This window comes from Aeromonas sp. MR16 (assembly GCF_022549315.1).
GTDB lineage: Bacteria > Pseudomonadota > Gammaproteobacteria > Enterobacterales > Aeromonadaceae > Aeromonas > Aeromonas aquatica.
The window spans coordinates 69,980-89,555 of the sequence record NZ_JAKZFK010000011.1; the positions used below are offsets into that span (position 1 = coordinate 69,980).

Consider the following 19,576-nt stretch of genomic DNA (forward strand, 5'->3'; position numbering starts at 1 on the left):
TATGCCGCGACTATGTATAAATGTGACAAAACGTAACAGCCGGGGGAGAGAGGCCATCAAAATCACATCCCGTTGGGACGATGATGGCGTTCTGCCTTACACTGATGAGCCGCAAATCAGCAAGGACTTCGGAACCCTATGCCCAGACTGCTTCATGCCTTTGCCAAGTACCGTCTGCAGTGGCTGCTGCTGGGTCTGAGTATCTTGCTGTTGTTCCTCGCCCTGCAGCACTCTTTTGGCCAGATCACCGAGCTGAACAAGCGCGACACCATTGGCACGGCGGCGGAGCTGAGATCCCAGTATCAACAGATAGATACCTTGCTCGAGGCCATGCGTGGCCAGGCCGAGGAGCGGCTGCGCAGCAACCCACAGACGACCCTGACCCACCAGCTCTACCGCGCCCTGCACGCCGATCCTGTGCTGGGCATTGCACTGGACAGGGTGCCCGCCAATCTGCCTCCCGGCCTGGTCGGCAATCTGACCGGCCCGGGGCCGCTACCGGCACCGGGCAGCGAGCGGGAGGCCCGATTTCACCTGGCGCTGAGCCTCTCCCCTCTGCTCTCGACCGCAGCCCAGTTGCTCTCCAAAGACGTGGCCTGGCTCTATTTCACCGGGGTGGACCACTTCATCTACCTCTATCCCTGGGTGCCCTCTCGCCAGTTTCGTTTCGATACCACTATTTATCAGAAATCCTACTGGCTGGATGCCCTGGCCCAGCCATCCGACAACCGGCACGCCACCTTGTCGCGTCCCTATCAGGACTTTGCCGGTCAGGGTCAAATGATCACCCTGTCCCAACCCATCACGCACGCCCGAAAAGTAGTGGGGGTGCTCAGCATCGACATCTTGCTCAGCCATCTTGAGCAGGCTCTGCAAAAACCCGGCCCCCAGACGGGCACCCTGTTTCTGGTCAATGCGCACCAGCAGATCCTGGCCCGCAGCCAGCCCGGCACGGCGCCGCCCCTGATCCGTGGCGAGCAGCAGGATGAGTATCATTGGCAGCAAGGCGCCTTCCAGTTCGTGCATGCCATCCCCGATACCCCGCTGACCCTGATCCACCGCGTGCCGCTGCTCTCCCTGCTGCAGGCGCTGTTCTGGCAGTCGGTCACCGCCCTGCTCACCCTCTTCTGTCTGGCCGTGGCTACCCTGTCCAGCCTGCGATCCCGCCGACTCAATCGACGGCTGAACTATCTGTCCCAGCACGATGCGCTCACCGGCGCCTTCAATCGCCACCATTTCGATGCGTTCGAACACCGGCATGCCAAGGCGGGCTCCCACCACATCGGCGCCATCATGTTCGACTGCGATCACTTCAAGTTGGTCAACGATCGCTTCGGCCACGGGGTCGGTGATCAGGTGCTGATCCAGCTGGTGCAGCTCTGCCAACCCTTGCAGGTGCGAGGCAACAGCCTGATCCGCTGGGGAGGAGAGGAGTTCCTGCTGCTAGTGGTCGGCAAGACCATCCCCCTCGATCAGCTGGCCGAGCAGATGCGGGTGAGCATAGAGCAGCACCCCTGGTCCGGGATAGCGGCCGATCTTCGGGTCACCGTCAGCCTGGGTTATTGCCGCCAGTATCCCGGCATCCGGTTGCAGGAGGCCATCCGCCGGGCGGATGCCGCCCTCTATAGAGCCAAGGCCAACGGCCGCAATCGCAGCGAAGGCTGGCAAGATGACGCGGGCGGGAACCAGGAGTAAGCTGGAACCCTAACTCACATCAGGAGACGCACAGTGGCACGAAAACCCCGCCTGGGGCTGGCTCTGGGCAGCGGTGCTGCCCGGGGCTGGGCGCACATAGGCATCATACGGGCACTGGAACAACTCGGTGTCAAACCGGATCTGGTGGCCGGTTGCTCCATCGGCAGCTTCGTGGGCGCGGCCTATGCCGCCGGTGAGCTGGACAAACTGGAATCCTGGGTGCGAGGCTTCAGTCGCTTGCAGGTGATGGGCTTGCTCGATCCCGCGCTCTCCGGTGGCCTGTTTCGGGGTGACAAGGTGTTTGGTATCGCCGCCAGTCACCTCGGCGATCCCCCCATAGAGAGCCTGCCGATGCCCTTCGCCTGCGTCGCCACCGAGCTCAACACCGGGCGCGAGATCTGGTTGCAAGAAGGGCCACTGCGCCAGTGTGTGCGCGCCTCCTGCGGCATGCCCGGCATCCTGACCCCCACCCGGGTTGATGAGCAGTGGCTGGTGGACGGTGCCGTGGTCAACCCGGTGCCTATCTCCCTGGCCCGCGCCATGGGTGCCGAGGTGGTGATCGCCGTCAACCTCAACGCCGACATGCACCAGCCCTGGGCCGATGACTCGGACGAGCCGGCCCAGGGCGGCCTGCTCAGCCAGTGGCTGAACCGGGGGGAGCGCGAACCCAGCACCCCCGGCATGTGGAGCGTGATGACCGGCTCCATCAACATCATGCAGGAGCGTATCACCCGCGCCCGGATGGCCGGGGATCCGCCCGAGATCCAGTTCTGCCCCCGTCTTGGCAGCTTCTCCATCATGGATTTCCACCGGGCGAGCGATGCCATCAACGAGGGTCAGGCCTGCGTCGAGCGCAACCTGGAGCAGTTGAAAGAAGAATTGTCCCGCCTCAGACTGATCTGACCGCCATCACGCAAAAAAAGAGCGCCATCAGGCGCTCTTTTTTATTCCATCCCGGCTCAGAACAGCCCCAGTCCCTTGAGCATCACCACCAGGATCAGCAGCGGCGACACGTAGCGGATGATGAAGAACAGCGGCTTGAGGATCTTGAGTTCCAGCTTGCCGCCATTGGTCAGGGCTGATTCCATGCGCTCATAGCCCCAGACCCAGCCGACGAACAGGCACAGCAGGATGCCGCCGAGCGGCATCAGCACGTTGGAGGAGACGAAGTCGAACAGATCGAAGAAGGTCTTGCCGGCGATCTGCACGTCCGCCAGCGTGCTGTTGGAGAGCGCACAGGTCGAACCGACGGCGCCCAACACCAGCAGGTTGATGAGGGTCGCCTTGGCACGGCTCATGTGGAAGCGCTCGGAGAGCACCGAGACCGGCACTTCCAGGATGGAGAGCATGGCACCGGTCGCCGCGATGGCGGAGAGCACGAAGAACAGCACCATGAACAGGTGACCGAACGGGATGCTGGCAAACACCGCCGGTATGGTGATGAACAGCAGGGAGGGGCCGGCCGAGGGCTCGAAGCCGAAGGCAAACACCGCCGGGAAGATGGCGATCCCCGCCAGCATGGAGACGAACAAGTCGGCACACATCACCCGGAAGGTGGTCAACGGAATGTTCTGATCATCCCGGAAGTAACTGCCATAGGTCATCATGCAGCCCATGCCGATGGAGAGCTTGAAGAACGCCAGCCCCATGGCCGTCAGCACCACGCCGGCGGTGATCTTGGAGAAGTCCGGCGAGAACAGGAAGTTCAGCCCCTCGCTCGCCCCGGGCAGGGTCAGGCTGCGCAGGCCTATCACCAGCAGCAGGATGAAGAGTACCGGCATCAGCCGCTTGGTGACCGCCTCTATTCCCTTGGCAACCCCCAACAGCAGAATGCCCCCCATCAGCGCCAGCACCAGCCATTGCCAGAGCAGGCTTTGCAGCGGATTGGTGATCAGGGCATTGAAGGCCGCGCCAGTCACGGCGGGATCGGTCGACAGGATCTCGCCGCTGATTGCCTTGAAGATGTAGGCAAACACCCAGGCCGCCACCTCGGAGTAGAAGGACATGATGAGGAAGGCCGCCGCCACCCCCATGACCGCGATCAACCACCAGGGCTGCCGCTTGGGCGCCAGCTTGATGAGACTCGTCACCGCATCGGACTTCGCCTGACGGCCCAGCATGATCTCCGAAATCATCACCGGCAGCCCGACCAGCAGGGTGGCGATGACATAAACCAGCAGGAAGCCGGCGCCACCGTTCTCCCCGGTCAGGTAGGGAAACTTCCAGATGTTGCCAAGGCCAACGGCCGAGCCCAGGGTGGCGGCGAGGACGCCGAAGGTGCTGGTAAAGCCGTCTCTGACTTTCGGAGTGGTGTGACTCATGCTTGTCTCGCTGTACACAATCCGGGGAGGCCCCCCCGATCAAAGGGTCGGAATTTTGTGGGGATTACGCCAGTTTGCCAAGGGCTTTAGGTTGAAATCTCAGTGCAGAGCACATTTCATTGCATTCAATTCAGCAGGGGTAAAGATTGGTGAATAAAAAATGCCGCCTCGAGGGCGGCACTTTTATCTGGGCTCAACGACATTAAGCCTTGGCAATATCGTCCGGACCGATCTGACCGATTTCGGCGACTTTCTTGTCGGCCAGCAGCCAGAGGGTGAACTTGTGCAGTTCCGGGTGGTGAGCCAGGGCCACCAGGAAGGCGCCTCCGACTTCACGATAACCCAGCTCATAATTTTTCAGGGTAGTCGGGGGGACGCCCAACAGATCAGCAAATTTAGGACGGCTCAGGCCAACCGCTTCGCGGATCTGACGGATCTTCTTGCCAACAGTTACGATATTTGAATTCATGTGTTCCATACTCCGTTCGGCGGATTGACTCCACCTTTCTTTTTCGCGACGACTCGTAGTCAAGTGTATCAGTTTTGAATGGACTCGTTATGGTCGAGCCTCTATCTTTAATCAGCGTCTTTCGACAACAACCCTTACAAACATCGGGGATGGTAATCGTAGAGTCGCCTCAGGTAAACAGTCTCGAAAAGAAACCTTTATTGTTGCCACGGACATAACTCGTATAATTCGCCGGTTATCCCTTAAAGAGTAATCAGCATGGCATTTCCCGGCATCATCTCCCGTCTCCACCCGGATTCAGACCCTAATACACTGCTCCGTCAACTCGCTCAGGGTCAACAGACCCGGGCCGAGGCATTCTGGCTGCCCGCGGCCATGCAAGGCGAGGCCGCGCCAGTGCTGGCGGCCCTGTCAGACAAGTGCAGTCTCTATCTCGAACGGCCCGTCACACTGGCTCTGCGCCGTCACGACGGCGTCTTGCAGGAAGACGGTACCCTGCTGCTTGGCAATGGTAATCGTATGAAGCTTTCTGTGGTGAAAGGGGATGGGGGAGTGGTACCCGAACAAGGCCTGTACGAGATGGCACAGTGGCTGGAGGCGGGACATCAACATTTCATTTGTTCAGCCGCGGTTCAGCCGGTGGCACGGGCCATCCTCAATATATGGCCACTCGACCCCTATCTCGCCCGTCATTTTTTACTCAGCTTCACACCCTTGCTGTGCGAAGCAACCGAGGCAGATTACCTCGCGGTGTTCTCGGCAAGGGTACCTGGCGCCACGCCGCAGCATGCCTGGGTTGAGGCCTATATGAAACTTGAAAAAAAGCTGCATCGAGCTTACTTGGATCACTAATAGATCCTGATAAACAGCCAGTTATCCACACGACACAATCTGCCATAGCGATTATCTGTGAGCTTGATCATGTTTTGAAATGAGCATAGAGTGCGCCACGTCATCGGAATGACATCGGCTGTTCGTGGAGGGGGGAACGCATCGTGACAATGCAACCCGTTCGCTTGTGCACCCATATCGGGTGCCTCCTGGAGGGATCCAGGATCCCTGCCCGACGCAACGATCGTTGTTCGGCAGAGCCTGCAGCTTACATAAATTAAAAACTGCGAAGCACGTGAACAACGTGCCATCTCAACGAGGATTTTTTTATGATGAAAATGGCTCCTTCCCTGATCGCCATCGCTATGGCTGCCTTGGGTACCACTACTGCTTATGCCGCTGACGACATCTACTTCGGTGCCGGTGTCGGTGCTACTCACTTCAACGGTCTGAACAAGATCGAAGGCGTGACCGCTGGTGAAGAAGACGCGACTGCCGTCAACGTCTTTGCCGGTTACAACTTCAACGAATACTTCGGTTCCGAGCTGGGCTACCAGTACACCGGCCGTGGTAACACCGACGGCAACCGTTACGAGAGCCAGGGTGCCACCCTGTCCGGTATCGCTCGTCTGCCGCTGGGCAACGATTTCTCCCTGTTCGGTGAAGCTGGCGCCTACTGGGGCCACACCGACGGTCTGGGCATCAGCGATACCAAGGTATCCCCGCTGGCCGGTGCCGGTGTGACCTACAAGGTTAACGACGCCCTGGATCTGCAAGCTCGCTACCGCTACATGTGGGACGTGGCTGACCTGACCACCGATACCGGTGTTCAGTACAAGTCCAACCAGAGCGTGGCTACCCTGGAAGCCGTATATCACCCGTTCCGTACTTCCTACGTAGCGCCTGCTCCGGCGCCGGTTGTAGAAGAAGCTCCGGCTCCTGCTCCGCAAGTAGTTGAGAAGAACTTCGCCCTGAACTCCGACGTGCTGTTTGCCTTTGGCAAAGAGACTCTGAAGCCGGAAGGTACCGCTGCCCTGAACGCTCTGTACCAGCAGATCGTTGAGTTCCAACCGAAAGACGGCAACGCCGTAGTCGTTGGTTACACCGACCGCATCGGTTCTGACGCTTACAACCAGAAGCTGTCCGAAGCCCGTGCCCGTACCGTTGCCAACTTCCTGGTCAGCAAGGGTATGGCTGCCAGCAAGGTTGCCATCGAAGGTCGTGGCGAAGCCAACCCTGTCACCGGCACCAAGTGCAACGGCGTCAAGGCCAAGAACGAGCTGATCTCCTGCCTGGCCCCGGACCGTCGTGTAGAAGTCCGCATCTCCGGCGTACAGGAAGTTCAGCAGTAATCTGACTCGGTTCAGATAATGCGAAAAGGGGGATGCCACGGCATCCCCCTTTTGTTGTCTGCTCTTTGCGATCTGCTGGCCCCACTGGCGTCATCTTCTGTCTCACCGCCTCCTTTTCATCTTCCCGCCCCCGACACTCTCCCCCTCAGGCCCCAGGCCCGTCGCTGCTTATCTGTGCAGAAACTTGATCAAGCTGAGTCAAAAGAATACAGTAGCCACGCTTGTAAGACATTGGATGAACTATTAAAAGTGCTTAATTGCCCGGTTAGTTGTCCATGAAGCAACGGCTTCATGAGAATCCAGGTTACCATCCATTTTTTATTCAAGCCGCCCGTGACTCACTCACGGACTCGCAACATGAAATGTCATCTGCGATCGGTATAACAAGAGAGTGCAGTACGCCCTAGCACGGCAACTCAACGAGGATAAAATGATGAAAATGAAAATGGCACCAACCCTGATTGCTCTGGCTATTGCAGCCATGGGAACTTCCACCGCCCAGGCGGCCGACGACTGGTACACAGGTATGGGTGCCGGTTGGGCATATGGCCATGATCTGGACTCCTTCGGTCTGGATGCCGACAAGGATGCCACCGCGCTGTCCCTGTTCGGTGGTTACAACTTCACCGAAAACTTCGCCGCCGAGCTGGGTTACCTCTACGCCGGCAAAGGCGGCGTCGACGGGGTCGACTTCAAGACCCAGGGTGCGACCCTGTCCGGTATCGCCCGTCTGCCGCTGGGTGACATCTTCTCCGTGTTTGCCGAAGGTGGCGCCTATTTCAACCACGTCAACGGCAACGGCGACAGCGACAACGGCACCTCGCCGCTGGCCGGCCTGGGTCTGACCGCCAAGCTCTCCGACCTCATCGATGTACAGGCCCGTTACCGCTATATGTGGGATCTGGGTGATGATCAGAAGACTTGGCAAACCGACATGAGCGTCGCGACCCTGGAACTGGTGATGCACCCGAACCGCACCTCCTATGTCGCACCGGTCGTCGCCCCCGTGGTCGCCGAACCGGCTCCCGTCGTGGTCGACAAGAACTTCTCCCTGAGCTCGGACGTGCTGTTTGCCTTCGGCAAATCTACCCTGAAGCCGGAAGGGATCGACGCCCTCAACACCCTGTATCAGCAGATTGTTGACGTTCAGCCGAAAGATGGCAGCGCCGTGGTGGTGGGTTACACCGACCGCATCGGTTCCGACGCCTACAACCTGAAGCTATCCGAAGCGCGTGCCCGCACCGTGGCCGACTTCCTGGTCGGCAAAGGCCTGCCGGCTGGCAAGGTCGCCATCGAGGGTCGTGGCGAAGCCAATCCTGTCACCGGCACCCAGTGTGATGGCGTCAAGGGCAAGGCTCAGCTGATCTCCTGCCTGGCCCCGGATCGTCGCGTCGAAGTACGCGTCACCGGTGTACAGGAAGTCCAGCAATAAGCTGATCAACTCGCATCCAACAAAGGGGCCACTCGGCCCCTTTTTTTATCGCCCTTTTTCCCCGCCATCCGCACAGGCCAGGATGTCATCTTTGCCTGCTTCCTCACAAATTCCCTATATGCCCTCGTCACTTAAGTGGTTAAACCTCTTATATCGCCTATACATAATGGTGGCTATACATAGCAAAGGGCTGGGAGCCCTATAACACCCAACATCGACGAGGAAACGCGATGAACATAAGACTGAAACCCGTGTGGATTGCATTGGCATTGGCGACGACCGCCGCCCAGGCGGCGCCCGTTCACGACTGGTATGTCGGGGCAGGGGCGGGCTGGGCATGGGCCCACGACCTCGATGACTTCAGCAAGGACGCCAGCAACGATGACACCGCCTACAACGCCTTCGCTGGCTATAACTTCACCGAAAACCTGGGCGCCGAACTGGGCTATCTGTCCGGCGGCGAATGGGATATCAATGGGGACAAATTCAGCAACCAGGGGGCAACCCTGTCGATCCTGGGCCGACTGCCCTTGAACGACATCTTCTCGGTGTTCGCCGAGGGTGGCGGCTATCTCTACCACGTCAAGTCAATCAACGGCAGCGAGGACAACCTGGCGCCGCTGGCCGGGCTTGGCATGACCGCCAGGCTGACCGACTGGATCGACATCCAGGCCCGCTATCGCTATATGGTGCGGGTGGGCGATGACTCGGACAACGACAAGGTGGGCAGCGGCACCCAGCGCTGGGTCAGCGACATCAGCACCGCCACCTTAGAGCTGGTGCTGCACCCCAACCGCACCGTCGCCGCGGCCGTGGTCGCCGCCCCCATAGTGGTGCCGCCCCCGGCTCCGGCACCCGTGGATCAGACCTTCAACCTGAGTTCGGACGTGCTGTTTGCCTTCGGCAAGGCGGAGCTCAAGCCGGAGGGTATGGCCGCGCTGGAGGATCTGTATCAACAGATCGCCGACGTCAAACCCAAGGATGGCAACGCCGTGGTGATGGGTTACACCGACCGCATCGGCTCGGATACCAACAACCAGGCACTGTCCGAGGCCCGTGCCAGCACGGTCGCGAACTTCCTGATTGGCAAGGGGCTGCCCGCCGACAAGGTCAGCATCGAGGGGCATGGCGAGAGCAACCCTGTGACCGGCAACCAGTGTGACGCCGTTAAGGCGAGAGCCGCCCTCATCGACTGCCTGGCTCCGGATCGCCGGGTCGAGGTACGGGTCACGGGTGTCCACGCCCCCGCCGCCGAACCCGCGGCCACGGAGCCGGCGGCCGAACAACCGGCACAATAAGGGCCACACCGGCCTCACCCACCTCTGCCGTGCACAAAAAAGGGATGCCTGCGCATCCCTTTTTCTTTTTGTCTCTGCCTTCTTAGAAGGAGGTGCGACGATAGCGCCGGTATTCCGGCCGCCAGAAGTTCGCCTCTATGGCCTGATCGATCACCTCATCCGGCGTCTGAACTGCCTTGCCCTGCAGCATGGCGGTCTTGGCCACCATCTTGGCGATGTAGCGGGAGACCTGATGGATATCCGCCAGATCCGGCAGCAGGGACCCCTCCTCTCCCTTCACCAGCGGCGAGCACTCGGCGAGCGCCCGGCTGGCCGACATCAGCATGGCGTCGGTCACCCGGGTCGCGCCGGAGGCGATGACGCCGAGCCCGATCCCCGGGAAGATGAAGGAGTTGTTGCACTGGGCGATGACGTAGCGTTTGCCCTTGTGCTCCACAGGTGCGAAGGGGCTGCCGGTCGCGACCAGCACCTGGCCGTCGGTCCAGCGAATGAGATCCGCCGGGGTGGCCTCCACCCGGGAGGTGGGGTTGGAGAGCGGGAAGATGATGGGACGAGCACAGTGCTTGTGCATGGTCTTGACCACCTCTTCGGTGAACAGACCCGGTTGGCCCGACACGCCGATCAGGATATCGGGACGACCGTGCTCCATCACCTCCAGCAGGGAGATGTTGTCCCCTACCGGCCAGTCGGCAATGCGCTCCACCGGTTGGGAGAGCTTGCGCTGGAACGGGAGCTGGTTCGGGATCTTGTCGGTGATGAGACCGAACCTGTCCACCATGAAGACCCGGCCACGGGCCTCGGCGTCCGTCAGCCCTTCGGCCTTCATCTGCGCCACTATCTGCTCGGCGATGCCACAACCGGCGCTACCGGCGCCGAGGAAGGCGACCCGTTTCTCGGAGAGCTTGGCGCCGGAGGCCTTGCAGGCGGCGATGAGGCTGCCGAGGGTGACCGCGGCCGTGCCCTGGATGTCGTCGTTGAAGCAGCACAGCTCGTTCTTGTAGCGGTTGAGCAGCGGCGTGGCGTTGCCCTGGGCGAAGTCCTCGAACTGCAACAGAATATCGGGCCAGCGGCGCTTGACCGCCTGGATGAAGGCGTCGACGAAGTCGTCATACTCCTCCCCCGAGATACGCGGATTGCGCCAGCCCATGTAGAAGGGGTCGCTCAGCAACTGCTGGTTGTTGGTGCCCACATCCAGCACCACCGGCAGGCAGTAGGCGGGGGAGATGCCGCCACAGGCGGTGTAGAGCGACAGCTTGCCGATGGGGATACCCATGCCGCCGATGCCCTGATCGCCCAGGCCCAAAATCCGCTCGCCGTCGGTCACGACGATGACCTTGACGTTCTGCTTGGTGGCGTTTTGCAGCATGTCATCGATCCTGTCCTTGTCCGGATAGGAGATGAACAGGCCGCGGGCACGGCGGTAGATGTTGGAGAACTCCTCGCACGCCTTGCCGACGGTCGGGGTGTAGATGACCGGCAGCATCTCGGTCAGGTGGTTGGTCAGCAGACGGTAGAACAGGGTTTCGTTGGTATCCTGGATGTTGCGCAGATAGATGTGTCTGTCCATGTCGTTGCCAAACGCCATGAACTGGCGGTAGGCCCGCACGGCCTGCTCTTCGATGGTCTCGATATTCTGGGGCAACAGGCCTTCCAGATTGAAGCTGCTGCGCTCCTCGCTGGTGAAGGCGCTGCCCTTGTTGAGCAGGGGCGTCTCCAGCAGGGCCGGGCCGGCGTAGGGAATGTAGAGAGGACGTTTCTGATTATTATCTTCTTCAAACATGGATCTGTACCTTGACTGTGTGGCCCGCCGATCCTATGGGCTTGGGCCATTAATTTCAAAGAGTTTGCACATCCGTTGCAAAAGGTTTGCGACCCAGGCGACGAAAGGTGCCGGGGGTCTGACCAGTGAGGCGGCGAAAACGGTTCGCAAAGTTCGCCCCATCGCTGTAACCGACCCGGCTGGCGAGCTCGCTCAAGGGCCAGTTGGTGTAGAGCAGGAGTTGGCGCGCCTTGTTCATCCGAAGCCCGGTGAGCCAGGCCATGGGACCCATGCCGAATGCCTGCCGGCAGAGGCGATGCAGATGCGGCACCGAGCAGGCCATCTGGTCGGCCAGCAGGGCCGCGCTCCAGGGCTCGTCCAGGCGCGCCTCCACCCGTCGAAACAGCGCCTGCAGCCGCAGCTCCGGGGTGCCACGCACCTCCCCCTGCAGGGTTCTGTCCAGCAGCGCCAGCAGCAGGCTGAGCAGTTGGGGCTGCAGCGGGGAGCGTACGCCCTCCCCCTGCATCAGGCTGAGCAGATGATAGAGCTGCTCCCCCTCCTCCCCCTGCCAGATGCGGTGGCCAAGCCGGTGCAGATGGCGCCAGCGCGGCACGTCGTCCAGCAGGATCCAGCTGGTCTGCCAATGCTCCCCGGCGAGGCGCAACCCGCCCGGCACGGCGGCGGGCAGGAACACCAGGGCCCCCGCCGGTATGAGCTGCTCCCCTTCGTCGGTGAGCAGGACGCCGCCCTCGTCGTGGCTCACCATCAGGATGTGAAACTCGGGTCTGTTGCGGCGGATCAGGTAGTGATCCCGGATCTGGGAGAGACCGGTCAGGAAGATGCCCGCCTCGCCGAGCAGGGGCAGCCCCTCGCGCCCCAGCATCCGCTCATCGCAGCCGGGGGCGATTTCCAAACATTCGCTGGTAAAGCTCATGGCACCTCAACAGGATAGTTTTGCACAATAAAGCCGAGAGTCGCTCACAGTGGGTCAGCCCGGGCTCACGCCTATCATACCCTCGAAATGTGTCATCTTTTACCAACCCGGTTAACAGATATGAATTATTGGCAAGCGATTTTAAAACAAACCACCGACCGCGAGTTCATGACCCGGTTGTGGCGGCTGGCCCTGCCGGTCTCGCTGCAATCCATGATGTTCTCCCTGCTCGGTCTCATCGACATCATGATGGTGAGCCAGCTTGGTACCACTGAGGTGGCGGCGGTCGGCTTGGGTAACCGGGTCTTCTTCTTCAACCTGCTGGTGATAGCGGGGCTCTCGGGCGGGGTCTCGGTGTTGGCGGCGCAATTTTACGGCCGGGGGGATCTGGCCGGGGTGCGCCGCTCCCTGGCGCTGGCGCTGGTGGGCGCCCTGCTGGTGAGCCTGCCCTTTGCGCTCATCTATGTGTTCTCGCCGGGCAGCGTGCTGGGCTTTGCCAGCCAGGATCCTGTGTTGCGCCCGCTTGCCGACGAATTTTTGATGATCACCGGCGCTACCATCCTCTGCACCGCCGTGGTGGTGCCGCTGGAGGCGGCCCTGCGCTCCGTGGGCAACGCCGTGGCGCCGACCCGGATCGGCATCATTGCCATCATCGCCAACGTCATCCTCAACTATGCCCTCATCTTCGGCAACCTGGGCTTCGAGGCCATGGGGGTCGCGGGCTCGGCCTGGGGTACCACCCTGGCCCGCCTGCTGCAGACCGCGCTCTTGTTGCTCTATGTGCTGCGCCAGGAGCCCCGGCTGGTGCCGCGCAGGCTGGACTGGCTGGCGGCCTTCAAACGCAAGGAGGTGGTGCGCTTCACCCTGATCGCCCTGCCGCTGCTGTTGCACGACGGGCTCTGGGCCTTCGGCATGCTGCTCTACGGCTTCCTCTATGCCCACCTCGGCACCGACTCCCTGGCCATCATGACCACCCTGGGCACGCTCGAGAGCATCCTCATCTCCCTCTTCTTCGGGCTGGCGGTGGCCTGCTCCACCCTGCTCGGCCACCGGCTCGGGGCCGAGGAGTACGAGGCGGCCTGGCAGCACTCCCAGCTGTTCCTGCTGCTCGCCCCCATAGGCGCCCTGCTGGTGGGGATAGCCGTCTGGCTGCTGCAGACCAACCTGCTGCAGTGGGTCGGCAACCTGCCGGGCGAACTGATGGGGGAAGCGGGCCAGGTGCTTGCCATCATGTGCCTCGGCATGTTGCTCAAGGTGTTCAACATGGTGGGCATAGTCGGGGTGCTGCGCTCGGGGGGCGACGTGAACTACAGCATCTTCATCGACATAGTCGCTATGTGGTGCATAGGCCTGCCGCTCGCCTGGGCGGCGGTCAGCCTGCTGGGCTGGCCCCTCTCCTGGGTGGTGGCGGTGGTGTTGCTGGAGGAGCTGTGCAAGGTGCTGCTGGTGCAGCGCCGCATTCGCCAGCGCCGCTGGCTCAAAAATCTGGTGATGGGCTGATGGGATGGGGCAAAAAACGGGGTCATATCAATGACAGAAAATCCCCCTTTGCAGTATGCTTGGCCCCTCTTCAATCAGCGACGGGGGCATCCCTGTCAGTAGTCGTTTAAGGAGACGAGCATGCAACCAGAAAAAGAGCTGATCACCGAGACTGCCCTGCTGGAGATGGCCAACAAGATCATCAAGGAGCACGAGGACTTCATCCACGGCATGCGTGCCGACGCCGTGGAGCAGAAGGGGGAGATCCTGGTGTTCAAGGGGGAATACTTCCTCGGCGAAGACGGTACCCCGACCGGCAAGACCATGGCGGTGTTCAACATGTTCAAGCTGCTGGCCCAGCAGCTGTCAGGCAAGTATCGTCTGGCGTAAACGCCAGCACTGCTTGCCAAGATGCCACCCCTGAGGTGGCATCTCTCTTTCTGGCTGCGAGCAGGCGGCGAGCCGCCCATCAGGATGCCGCCCCTCAGGCAGCGTCGGTGTTGGCCGGCTTGGGCGGGAGCTCGTTGTCCCCCGCCACGCAGTTGCGCCCCGCCATCTTGGCCAGGTAGAGACACTCGTCGGCCCGATTGAACAGATCCTCTATGCTCTCGCCGCGCCGGGCCAGGGTCAGGCCTATGCTCACCGTCACCTCCAGCAGCTCATCAGAGGTGGGACTCTTCACCAGCCGCGCCTCCACCGCGATGCGCAGCCGCTCGGCGACCCGTTTCGCCTTGTTCAACTCGCCGCAGTTGGGCAGCAGGACGGCAAACTCTTCTCCGCCGTAGCGCCCGAGCACCATGCCGGGCTCCAGCTGCTCCGCCAGGGTCGCCGCCACCTCCTTGAGCACCGCATCCCCCGCCAGATGGCCGAAGTTATCGTTGATCCGCTTGAAGCGGTCCAGATCCAGCAACAAGACCGCAAAGGGTGCCTGCTTGCGGATCATGGTGACCCTGGCTTTTTCCAGCCGCTTCATCAGCAGGCGGCGGTTCATCATGCCTGTCAGCTCGTCGGTGGTGGACTCCCGATAGAGCTGCAACAGCATGTTGAGCTGACCGCACTGCACCCAGGCGCTGGCCACGGTGAACAACGCCAGCAGCCAGATCTGGTTGAGGGTCTGCAGGCTCCACAGTGACTGATCCTGCACCCACCAGTTGCCCGCCAGCATGGTGACCAAAATGCCGCCTGCCAGTTGCAGACTAAGTGAGAGCGGGATGGGGAAGATGGCAAACAGGCTGATGAGCAGATAGGGGAAGGCCAGATAACCCGCCTGCGGCTCCTGCTCCGCCCCGAAACTGCCCAGGCAGACGAGGGAGAACAGCACCATCACCGCCATCAGATAGCCGAGCGCCAGCTTCATCCGTTCGCGCTTGAAGTGGATGAGATAGGAGAAGGGGATAAGCGGGGAGAGAGCCAGCAAACAGAAAATGCGCGCCTTGAGCAGGACGTCAAATTGGGCGCCGGGCAGGGTCAGCCAATCGACCAGCGCCCAGGCGGGGAGGCCTATCATCAGCAGACAGGTCAGCAGCCGCAGCCGTACCGTCATGAAACCCATTCGGGTCAGGGTAAAATCTTCGGAGTGAGCCCTGGCACTCCAAAACTCCGACAGCTTCAGCATCCAGAGTCTCCACATAACAACTGAGGGCTCATTCTACACCGCTACTAGCGGGATGCATCAGCACTCGCCCCATTAATAACGAGAACGGCCTCACACAAACCGGCGGATCATAATCGCCACACGCAAACGTTTCAACCCATCGAGAAATAAACCCGATCCGGCTCAATTAGCGCTGGTCAGCCTCATTTCAGCCACTACAATAGCGCCCAATTTTCTCCCCCTCCCCACAAGATCCGAGGTATTTATGGAACAGGCAGCCGTCGCGCGCGCGCCCGTCGCAGAGGCACATCCCCCGAGGCGACCCCACAGCGAACTGGTCTACGGCATAGAAGAGGTCCCGCCCCTGCCCCAGACTCTGTTCGCCGCCCTGCAGCATATGCTCGCCATGTTTGTCGCCATCATCACCCCGCCCCTCATCATCGCCAATGCCCTCGGCCTCCCCGCCGCCGACACCCGTTATATCGTCTCCATGTCCCTGGTCATGTCCGGCATCGCCTCCTTCATCCAGACCCGCCGCTTCGGCCCGCTCGGTTCCGGCCTGCTGTCGGTGCAGGGCACCAGCTTCAACTTCCTCGGTCCCATCATCGCCTCAGGCCTCGCCCTCAAGCAGGCGGCCATGCCCACCGAGGATCTGCTGGGTACCCTGTTCGGCACCATGCTGGCGGCGGCCCTCACCATCGTCGTGATGAGCCGCTTCCTGCACCTGGTCAAACGGATCATCACCCCGCTGGTGACCGGCATAGTGGTGCTGCTGATCGGCCTGACTCTGATCAAGGTCGGTCTCATCAGCATGGGAGGCGGCTACGGGGCGCTGGCCGACGGCAGCTTCGCGAGCCACAGCAACCTCTTCCTCTCCCTGCTGGTGCTCGGCCTCATCGTGTTGCTGCAGCGCAGCCGCAACCCTTGGCTGCGCCTCTCCGCCATCATGCTCGCCATGCTGGTGGGCTATGGCGCCGCCCTGCTGCTGGGCAAGGTGAGCGCACCGACCTTCGAGGGCCCGCTGGTGATGGTGCCCATCCCGCTGCACTACGGCCTCGGCTTCGACTGGCAGCTGTTCGTGCCGCTGGCCATCATCTTCGTGGTGACGGCGCTGGAAGCCATCGGCGACATGACCGCCACCTCGGACATCTCCGGCGAGCCGCTGGACGGGCCCGTCTACATGGCGCGGATCAAGGGGGGCGTGCTGGCCGACGGCGTCAACTCCATGCTGGCGGCGGTCTTCTCCACCTTCCCCATGTCCACCTTCGCCCAGAACAACGGCGTCATCCAGCTGACCGGGGTGGCCAGCCGCCACGTCGGCCTCTTCATCGCCGCCATGCTGGCCCTGCTCGGCCTGTTCCCGGCGGTGGCGAGCCTGGTGCAGCAAATACCCGAGCCCGTGCTCGGCGGCGCGACTATCGTCATGTTCGGCACCATAGCCGCCGCCGGGGTGCGCATCATCTCCCGCGAGGAGCTCGACCGCCGCGCCCTGATGATACTGGCGGTGTCGCTCGCCATGGGACTGGGGGTGGCGCAGGTGCCAGAGGTGCTGCAACACCTGCCGGAGCTCGCCCGAAGCGTGCTCTCCTACGGCGTCGCCACCGGCGGCCTCACCGCCATCATCATGAATCTGCTGCTGCCGAGGCGCAGCCAGGCCCACGACTAACCTGCCCAACCAAAGCCCCGCCGTGCGGGGCTTTACCTCGCCTCCTGCCGCGAGTACTGTGCTTGGCAGCCTCTGCCCAAGGATGCCCTCATGCCCTATCGCCTGCTTTCCTCCCCCTCAGACACGCCCGATCAGACACTGGCCCAGGAGCAGCAGTGGCTGCGGGACTGTGCCCGTGACGGTCTGGCCCGCGCCCACCTCTGGCAGGCGCCCCAGTGCCTCATCGTCACCCGCAAGGACATGCGGCTGCCCCGCTATCAGGCCGCCTGCGAGCAACTCGCCGCCGAGGGCTGGCCCGTCCATGTGCGCGACAGCGGCGGCACCGCCGTGCCCCACGGCGCCGGCATCCTCAATCTGTCGCTTATCCTGCCGCGCACCACCACGGATCTCGCCCACTACTACCAATTGCTGGGGGAGCCGCTGCTGACCCTGCTGGCGGACTATGGCCTGCAGGGCGGCTACGACTTCGTGCCCGGTTCGTTTTGCGACGGCCAGTACAATCTGGTGATCGGGGGTCGCAAGGTAACCGGTACCGCCCAGCGCTGGCTGGCGCCGGGCCAGGATCATCAGGGCGCCGTGCTGGCCCAGGCCATGCTGCTGGTGGCGGGCGATGTAGATGAGGGCACCAGGATGGCGAGCCGCTTCTATGAGCTGGCGGGCGGAGAGCTGCGCTTCCTGCCCGGCACCTCCACCACGCTGGCACAGCAGATCGGTTGGCAGGGCAGTCCCGAGGAGCTGGTGGCGCAGGTCCGGCGGCGGCTGCAGGTGCTGCTGATCGGCGGCTAGGCCCCTGCCCTTCTCCAACGGGCAGGAGAGCTAACCACTAGGACGCCAACGAAAAAGCCACGACCGGGGTCGTGGCTTTGTCATTTCCTGCACGGAGCAAAGACAGGCTCAGGCCGTCTGCGGCTCGGGCTCCGACTCGGTATCCTGGTTCCGGCTGAAGCAATAGACCAGGGTCTCGGCTGTCAGCATGGTGCACCAACAGAGACTCATGCCGTCTGGGGCTCGGATTCCGCATCCAGATCCCGGCTGAAGTAGGCGCGGGTCTCGGCGATCACCACGTGGCGCAGGCCGATGAGGCCAATGAGGTTCGGCACCGCCATCAGGCCGTTGACGATGTCTGCCAAGAGCCAAATCATGTCCAGATGAAGGAAGGCGCCGCTCGCCACCAGCACCAGATAGATGAGGCGGTAGGGCTTGATGGCCTTGACCCCGAACAGGTACTCGGTGCAGCGCTCGCCGTAGTAGTTCCAGCCGAGAATGGTGGTGAAGGCGAAGAACAGCAGCCCTATGCTCACCAGATACTGGCCTATCTGCGCATCCAGTCCCTGGGCGAAGGCGGCGCTGGTCATGGCGGCACCGCTCAGGTCCCCGCTCCAGACGCCGGTGACCACCAGGGTCAGGCCGGTCATGGTGCAGATGATAATGGTGTCGATGAAGGTGCCGGTCATGGAGACCAGCCCCTGCTCCACGCAGGAATCCGTCTTGGCCGCCGCCGCCGCTATGGGGGCAGAGCCGAGGCCGGATTCGTTGGAGAAGACCCCGCGCGCCACCCCGGACTGGATCGCCAGCATGATGCCGGCGCCGACGAAGCCGCCGGTGGCGGCGTGGCCGGTGAAGGCGCTGTTGATGACCAACATCACCGCCTCCGGCAAGGCGCCGGCATTGTTCACCAGCACCCCGGCACAGGCGAGGATGTAGAAGATGGCCATGAAGGGCACCACCTTGCTCGACACGCTGGAGATGGACTGGATCCCGCCGAGGGTCACCAGCGCCACGATCAGCGTCAGCACCACGGCGGTCGCCTCGCGGGGCACAGAGAAGGAGAGGCTCATGGCGTCGGAGATGGCGTTGACCTGGGGGAAGGTACCAATACCGAAGAAGGCCACCCCTATGCCGAACAGGGCGAACAGCTTGGCCAGCGGCTTGGAGCCGAGCCCCTTCTCCAGATAGTACATGGGGCCGCCCGCCATCTGGCCGTTGGCATCCTGCTCGCGATATTTGACCGCCAGCAGGCACTCGGCGTACTTGGTCGCCATGCCGAACAGGGCCGCCATCCACATCCAGAACAGGGCACCCGGGCCGCCGAGCTTGATGGCGGTGGCAACCCCGACTATGTTGCCGGTGCCTATGGTGGCGGAGAGCGCGGTGCAGAGCGCGGCGAAGCTGGAGACATCCCCCTGCTTGCCCTGGCCCTGATCGCGACCAAATACCAGTCGCAGGGCGAGCGGCAAGCGCACGACCTGAAGCAAACCCAGACGCAGGGTGAGATAGACACCGGTCCCGACCAGCAGGATCAGCAGGGGCGGACCCCAGATAAAGCTATCGATGGCGGTTAACGCCGATTGAATTGATGACATGCATCCTCCTTAAAAAACAACAATTAAGGAGGAGAAGGATGATCTTCCCATAGGTGTCGCGATCGCCAGAGGTGATCGGATGCGGGCCAAGCCCAGGTACAACCATCCCATCCCCTCTGTCCTTTTGCCTGAGAGTTTCCGACACCTGCCTGCGATGCAGTCATAGTGCCTTGCTCCTTCGGCGCCCGATCTAACGGGTCTCTCCAGAGTATCGTCCAGTAGCAGTCCACACCGGTTGCCCGGTACCTGAAAGATTCACTTCTTCGGTGGATGGTCCCCCATCGCTCTCCTGCTACCTTCATCCGAACTAGTTTGGATTAGGAAGCGGGCATATTAATCAAAAAACTGTGAGCTGTCTCGCACTCACCCCCTAGGTGCGCGCA

General features: G+C 61.9%; 16 protein-coding genes and 1 riboswitch. Of the genes, 10 read left to right on the plus strand and 6 right to left on the minus strand.

The window, feature by feature from the left end:
• Positions 1-138 precede the first annotated feature (138 nt).
• A complete protein-coding gene (locus MM194_RS10480) occupies positions 139-1,695 on the plus strand; it encodes a diguanylate cyclase (protein WP_241343537.1) in 1,557 nt (518 codons plus the stop codon).
• A gap of 33 nt (positions 1,696-1,728) precedes the next feature.
• Positions 1,729-2,598: a patatin-like phospholipase RssA gene (gene rssA / locus MM194_RS10485; protein ID WP_241343538.1), complete on the plus strand. Its 870-nt coding sequence runs from the start codon at positions 1,729-1,731 to the stop codon at positions 2,596-2,598.
• 56 nt (positions 2,599-2,654) lie between these two features.
• On the opposite strand, the gene MM194_RS10490 is transcribed toward rssA, so the two are convergent.
• Positions 2,655-4,016, minus strand: coding sequence for a sodium-dependent transporter (locus MM194_RS10490; RefSeq protein ID WP_033130068.1), 1,362 nt, complete (start codon positions 4,014-4,016; stop codon positions 2,655-2,657).
• A 202-nt stretch (positions 4,017-4,218) separates the two neighbouring features.
• Positions 4,219-4,485, minus strand: a complete 267-nt coding sequence (locus MM194_RS10495; RefSeq protein ID WP_005298604.1) for a helix-turn-helix transcriptional regulator — start codon at positions 4,483-4,485, stop codon at positions 4,219-4,221.
• Positions 4,486-4,743: 258 nt separating this feature from the next.
• Between MM194_RS10495 and MM194_RS10500 the strand changes: the two genes are divergently transcribed.
• The 4 genes from MM194_RS10500 to MM194_RS10515 all read left to right on the plus strand — a co-directional run bounded on the left by MM194_RS10500 (position 4,744) and on the right by MM194_RS10515 (position 9,398).
• Complete coding sequence (locus MM194_RS10500; RefSeq protein WP_241343539.1) at positions 4,744-5,337, plus strand: hypothetical protein; 594 nt, start codon at positions 4,744-4,746, stop codon at positions 5,335-5,337.
• A 308-nt stretch (positions 5,338-5,645) separates the two neighbouring features.
• A complete protein-coding gene (gene ompA, locus MM194_RS10505) occupies positions 5,646-6,668 on the plus strand; it encodes a porin OmpA (RefSeq protein ID WP_241343540.1) in 1,023 nt (340 codons plus the stop codon).
• 433 nt (positions 6,669-7,101) lie between these two features.
• On the plus strand, positions 7,102-8,100 hold the full coding sequence (locus MM194_RS10510; protein WP_241343541.1) for an OmpA family protein: 999 nt from the start codon (positions 7,102-7,104) through the stop codon (positions 8,098-8,100).
• Positions 8,101-8,330: 230 nt separating this feature from the next.
• Positions 8,331-9,398 (plus strand): OmpA family protein, encoded by a 1,068-nt coding sequence (locus tag MM194_RS10515; protein ID WP_241343542.1) that lies wholly within the window; start codon positions 8,331-8,333, stop codon positions 9,396-9,398.
• An 82-nt stretch (positions 9,399-9,480) separates the two neighbouring features.
• Here MM194_RS10515 and MM194_RS10520 read toward each other — a convergent pair whose 3' ends face one another.
• Positions 9,481-11,178 (minus strand): NAD-dependent malic enzyme, encoded by a 1,698-nt coding sequence (locus tag MM194_RS10520; protein WP_042639741.1) that lies wholly within the window; start codon positions 11,176-11,178, stop codon positions 9,481-9,483.
• A gap of 55 nt (positions 11,179-11,233) precedes the next feature.
• Positions 11,234-12,091 (minus strand): AraC family transcriptional regulator, encoded by an 858-nt coding sequence (locus MM194_RS10525; protein ID WP_241343543.1) that lies wholly within the window; start codon positions 12,089-12,091, stop codon positions 11,234-11,236.
• Positions 12,092-12,211: 120 nt separating this feature from the next.
• On the opposite strand from MM194_RS10525, the gene MM194_RS10530 reads away from it, so the two are divergent.
• Together MM194_RS10530 and MM194_RS10535 are read left to right on the plus strand one after the other, a co-directional pair.
• Positions 12,212-13,591, plus strand: a complete 1,380-nt coding sequence (locus MM194_RS10530; protein ID WP_241343544.1) for an MATE family efflux transporter — start codon at positions 12,212-12,214, stop codon at positions 13,589-13,591.
• Between the two features lie 120 nt (positions 13,592-13,711).
• Positions 13,712-13,960 (plus strand): DUF2498 family protein, encoded by a 249-nt coding sequence (locus MM194_RS10535; protein WP_033128664.1) that lies wholly within the window; start codon positions 13,712-13,714, stop codon positions 13,958-13,960.
• Positions 13,961-14,054: 94 nt separating this feature from the next.
• Here the strand turns inward: MM194_RS10535 and MM194_RS10540 are convergent, their stop codons facing one another.
• Complete coding sequence (locus tag MM194_RS10540) at positions 14,055-15,185, minus strand: GGDEF domain-containing protein (RefSeq protein WP_033128665.1); 1,131 nt, start codon at positions 15,183-15,185, stop codon at positions 14,055-14,057.
• 244 nt (positions 15,186-15,429) lie between these two features.
• Between MM194_RS10540 and MM194_RS10545 the strand changes: the two genes are divergently transcribed.
• Both MM194_RS10545 and MM194_RS10550 read left to right on the plus strand, forming a co-directional pair.
• The gene (locus MM194_RS10545; protein WP_241343545.1) at positions 15,430-16,830 is read left to right on the plus strand and encodes a nucleobase:cation symporter-2 family protein; all 1,401 of its coding nucleotides are present in this window, start codon (positions 15,430-15,432) and stop codon (positions 16,828-16,830) included.
• 90 nt (positions 16,831-16,920) lie between these two features.
• The gene (locus MM194_RS10550) at positions 16,921-17,616 is read left to right on the plus strand and encodes a protein ligase (RefSeq protein ID WP_241343546.1); all 696 of its coding nucleotides are present in this window, start codon (positions 16,921-16,923) and stop codon (positions 17,614-17,616) included.
• Between the two features lie 206 nt (positions 17,617-17,822).
• Here MM194_RS10550 and MM194_RS10555 read toward each other — a convergent pair whose 3' ends face one another.
• Entirely contained in the window at positions 17,823-19,193 is a 1,371-nt protein-coding gene (locus MM194_RS10555) for a sodium:alanine symporter family protein (protein WP_241343547.1), read from the minus strand.
• Between the two features lie 106 nt (positions 19,194-19,299).
• Positions 19,300-19,410, minus strand: a riboswitch (glycine riboswitch).
• Between the last annotated feature and the right edge of the window lie 166 nt (positions 19,411-19,576).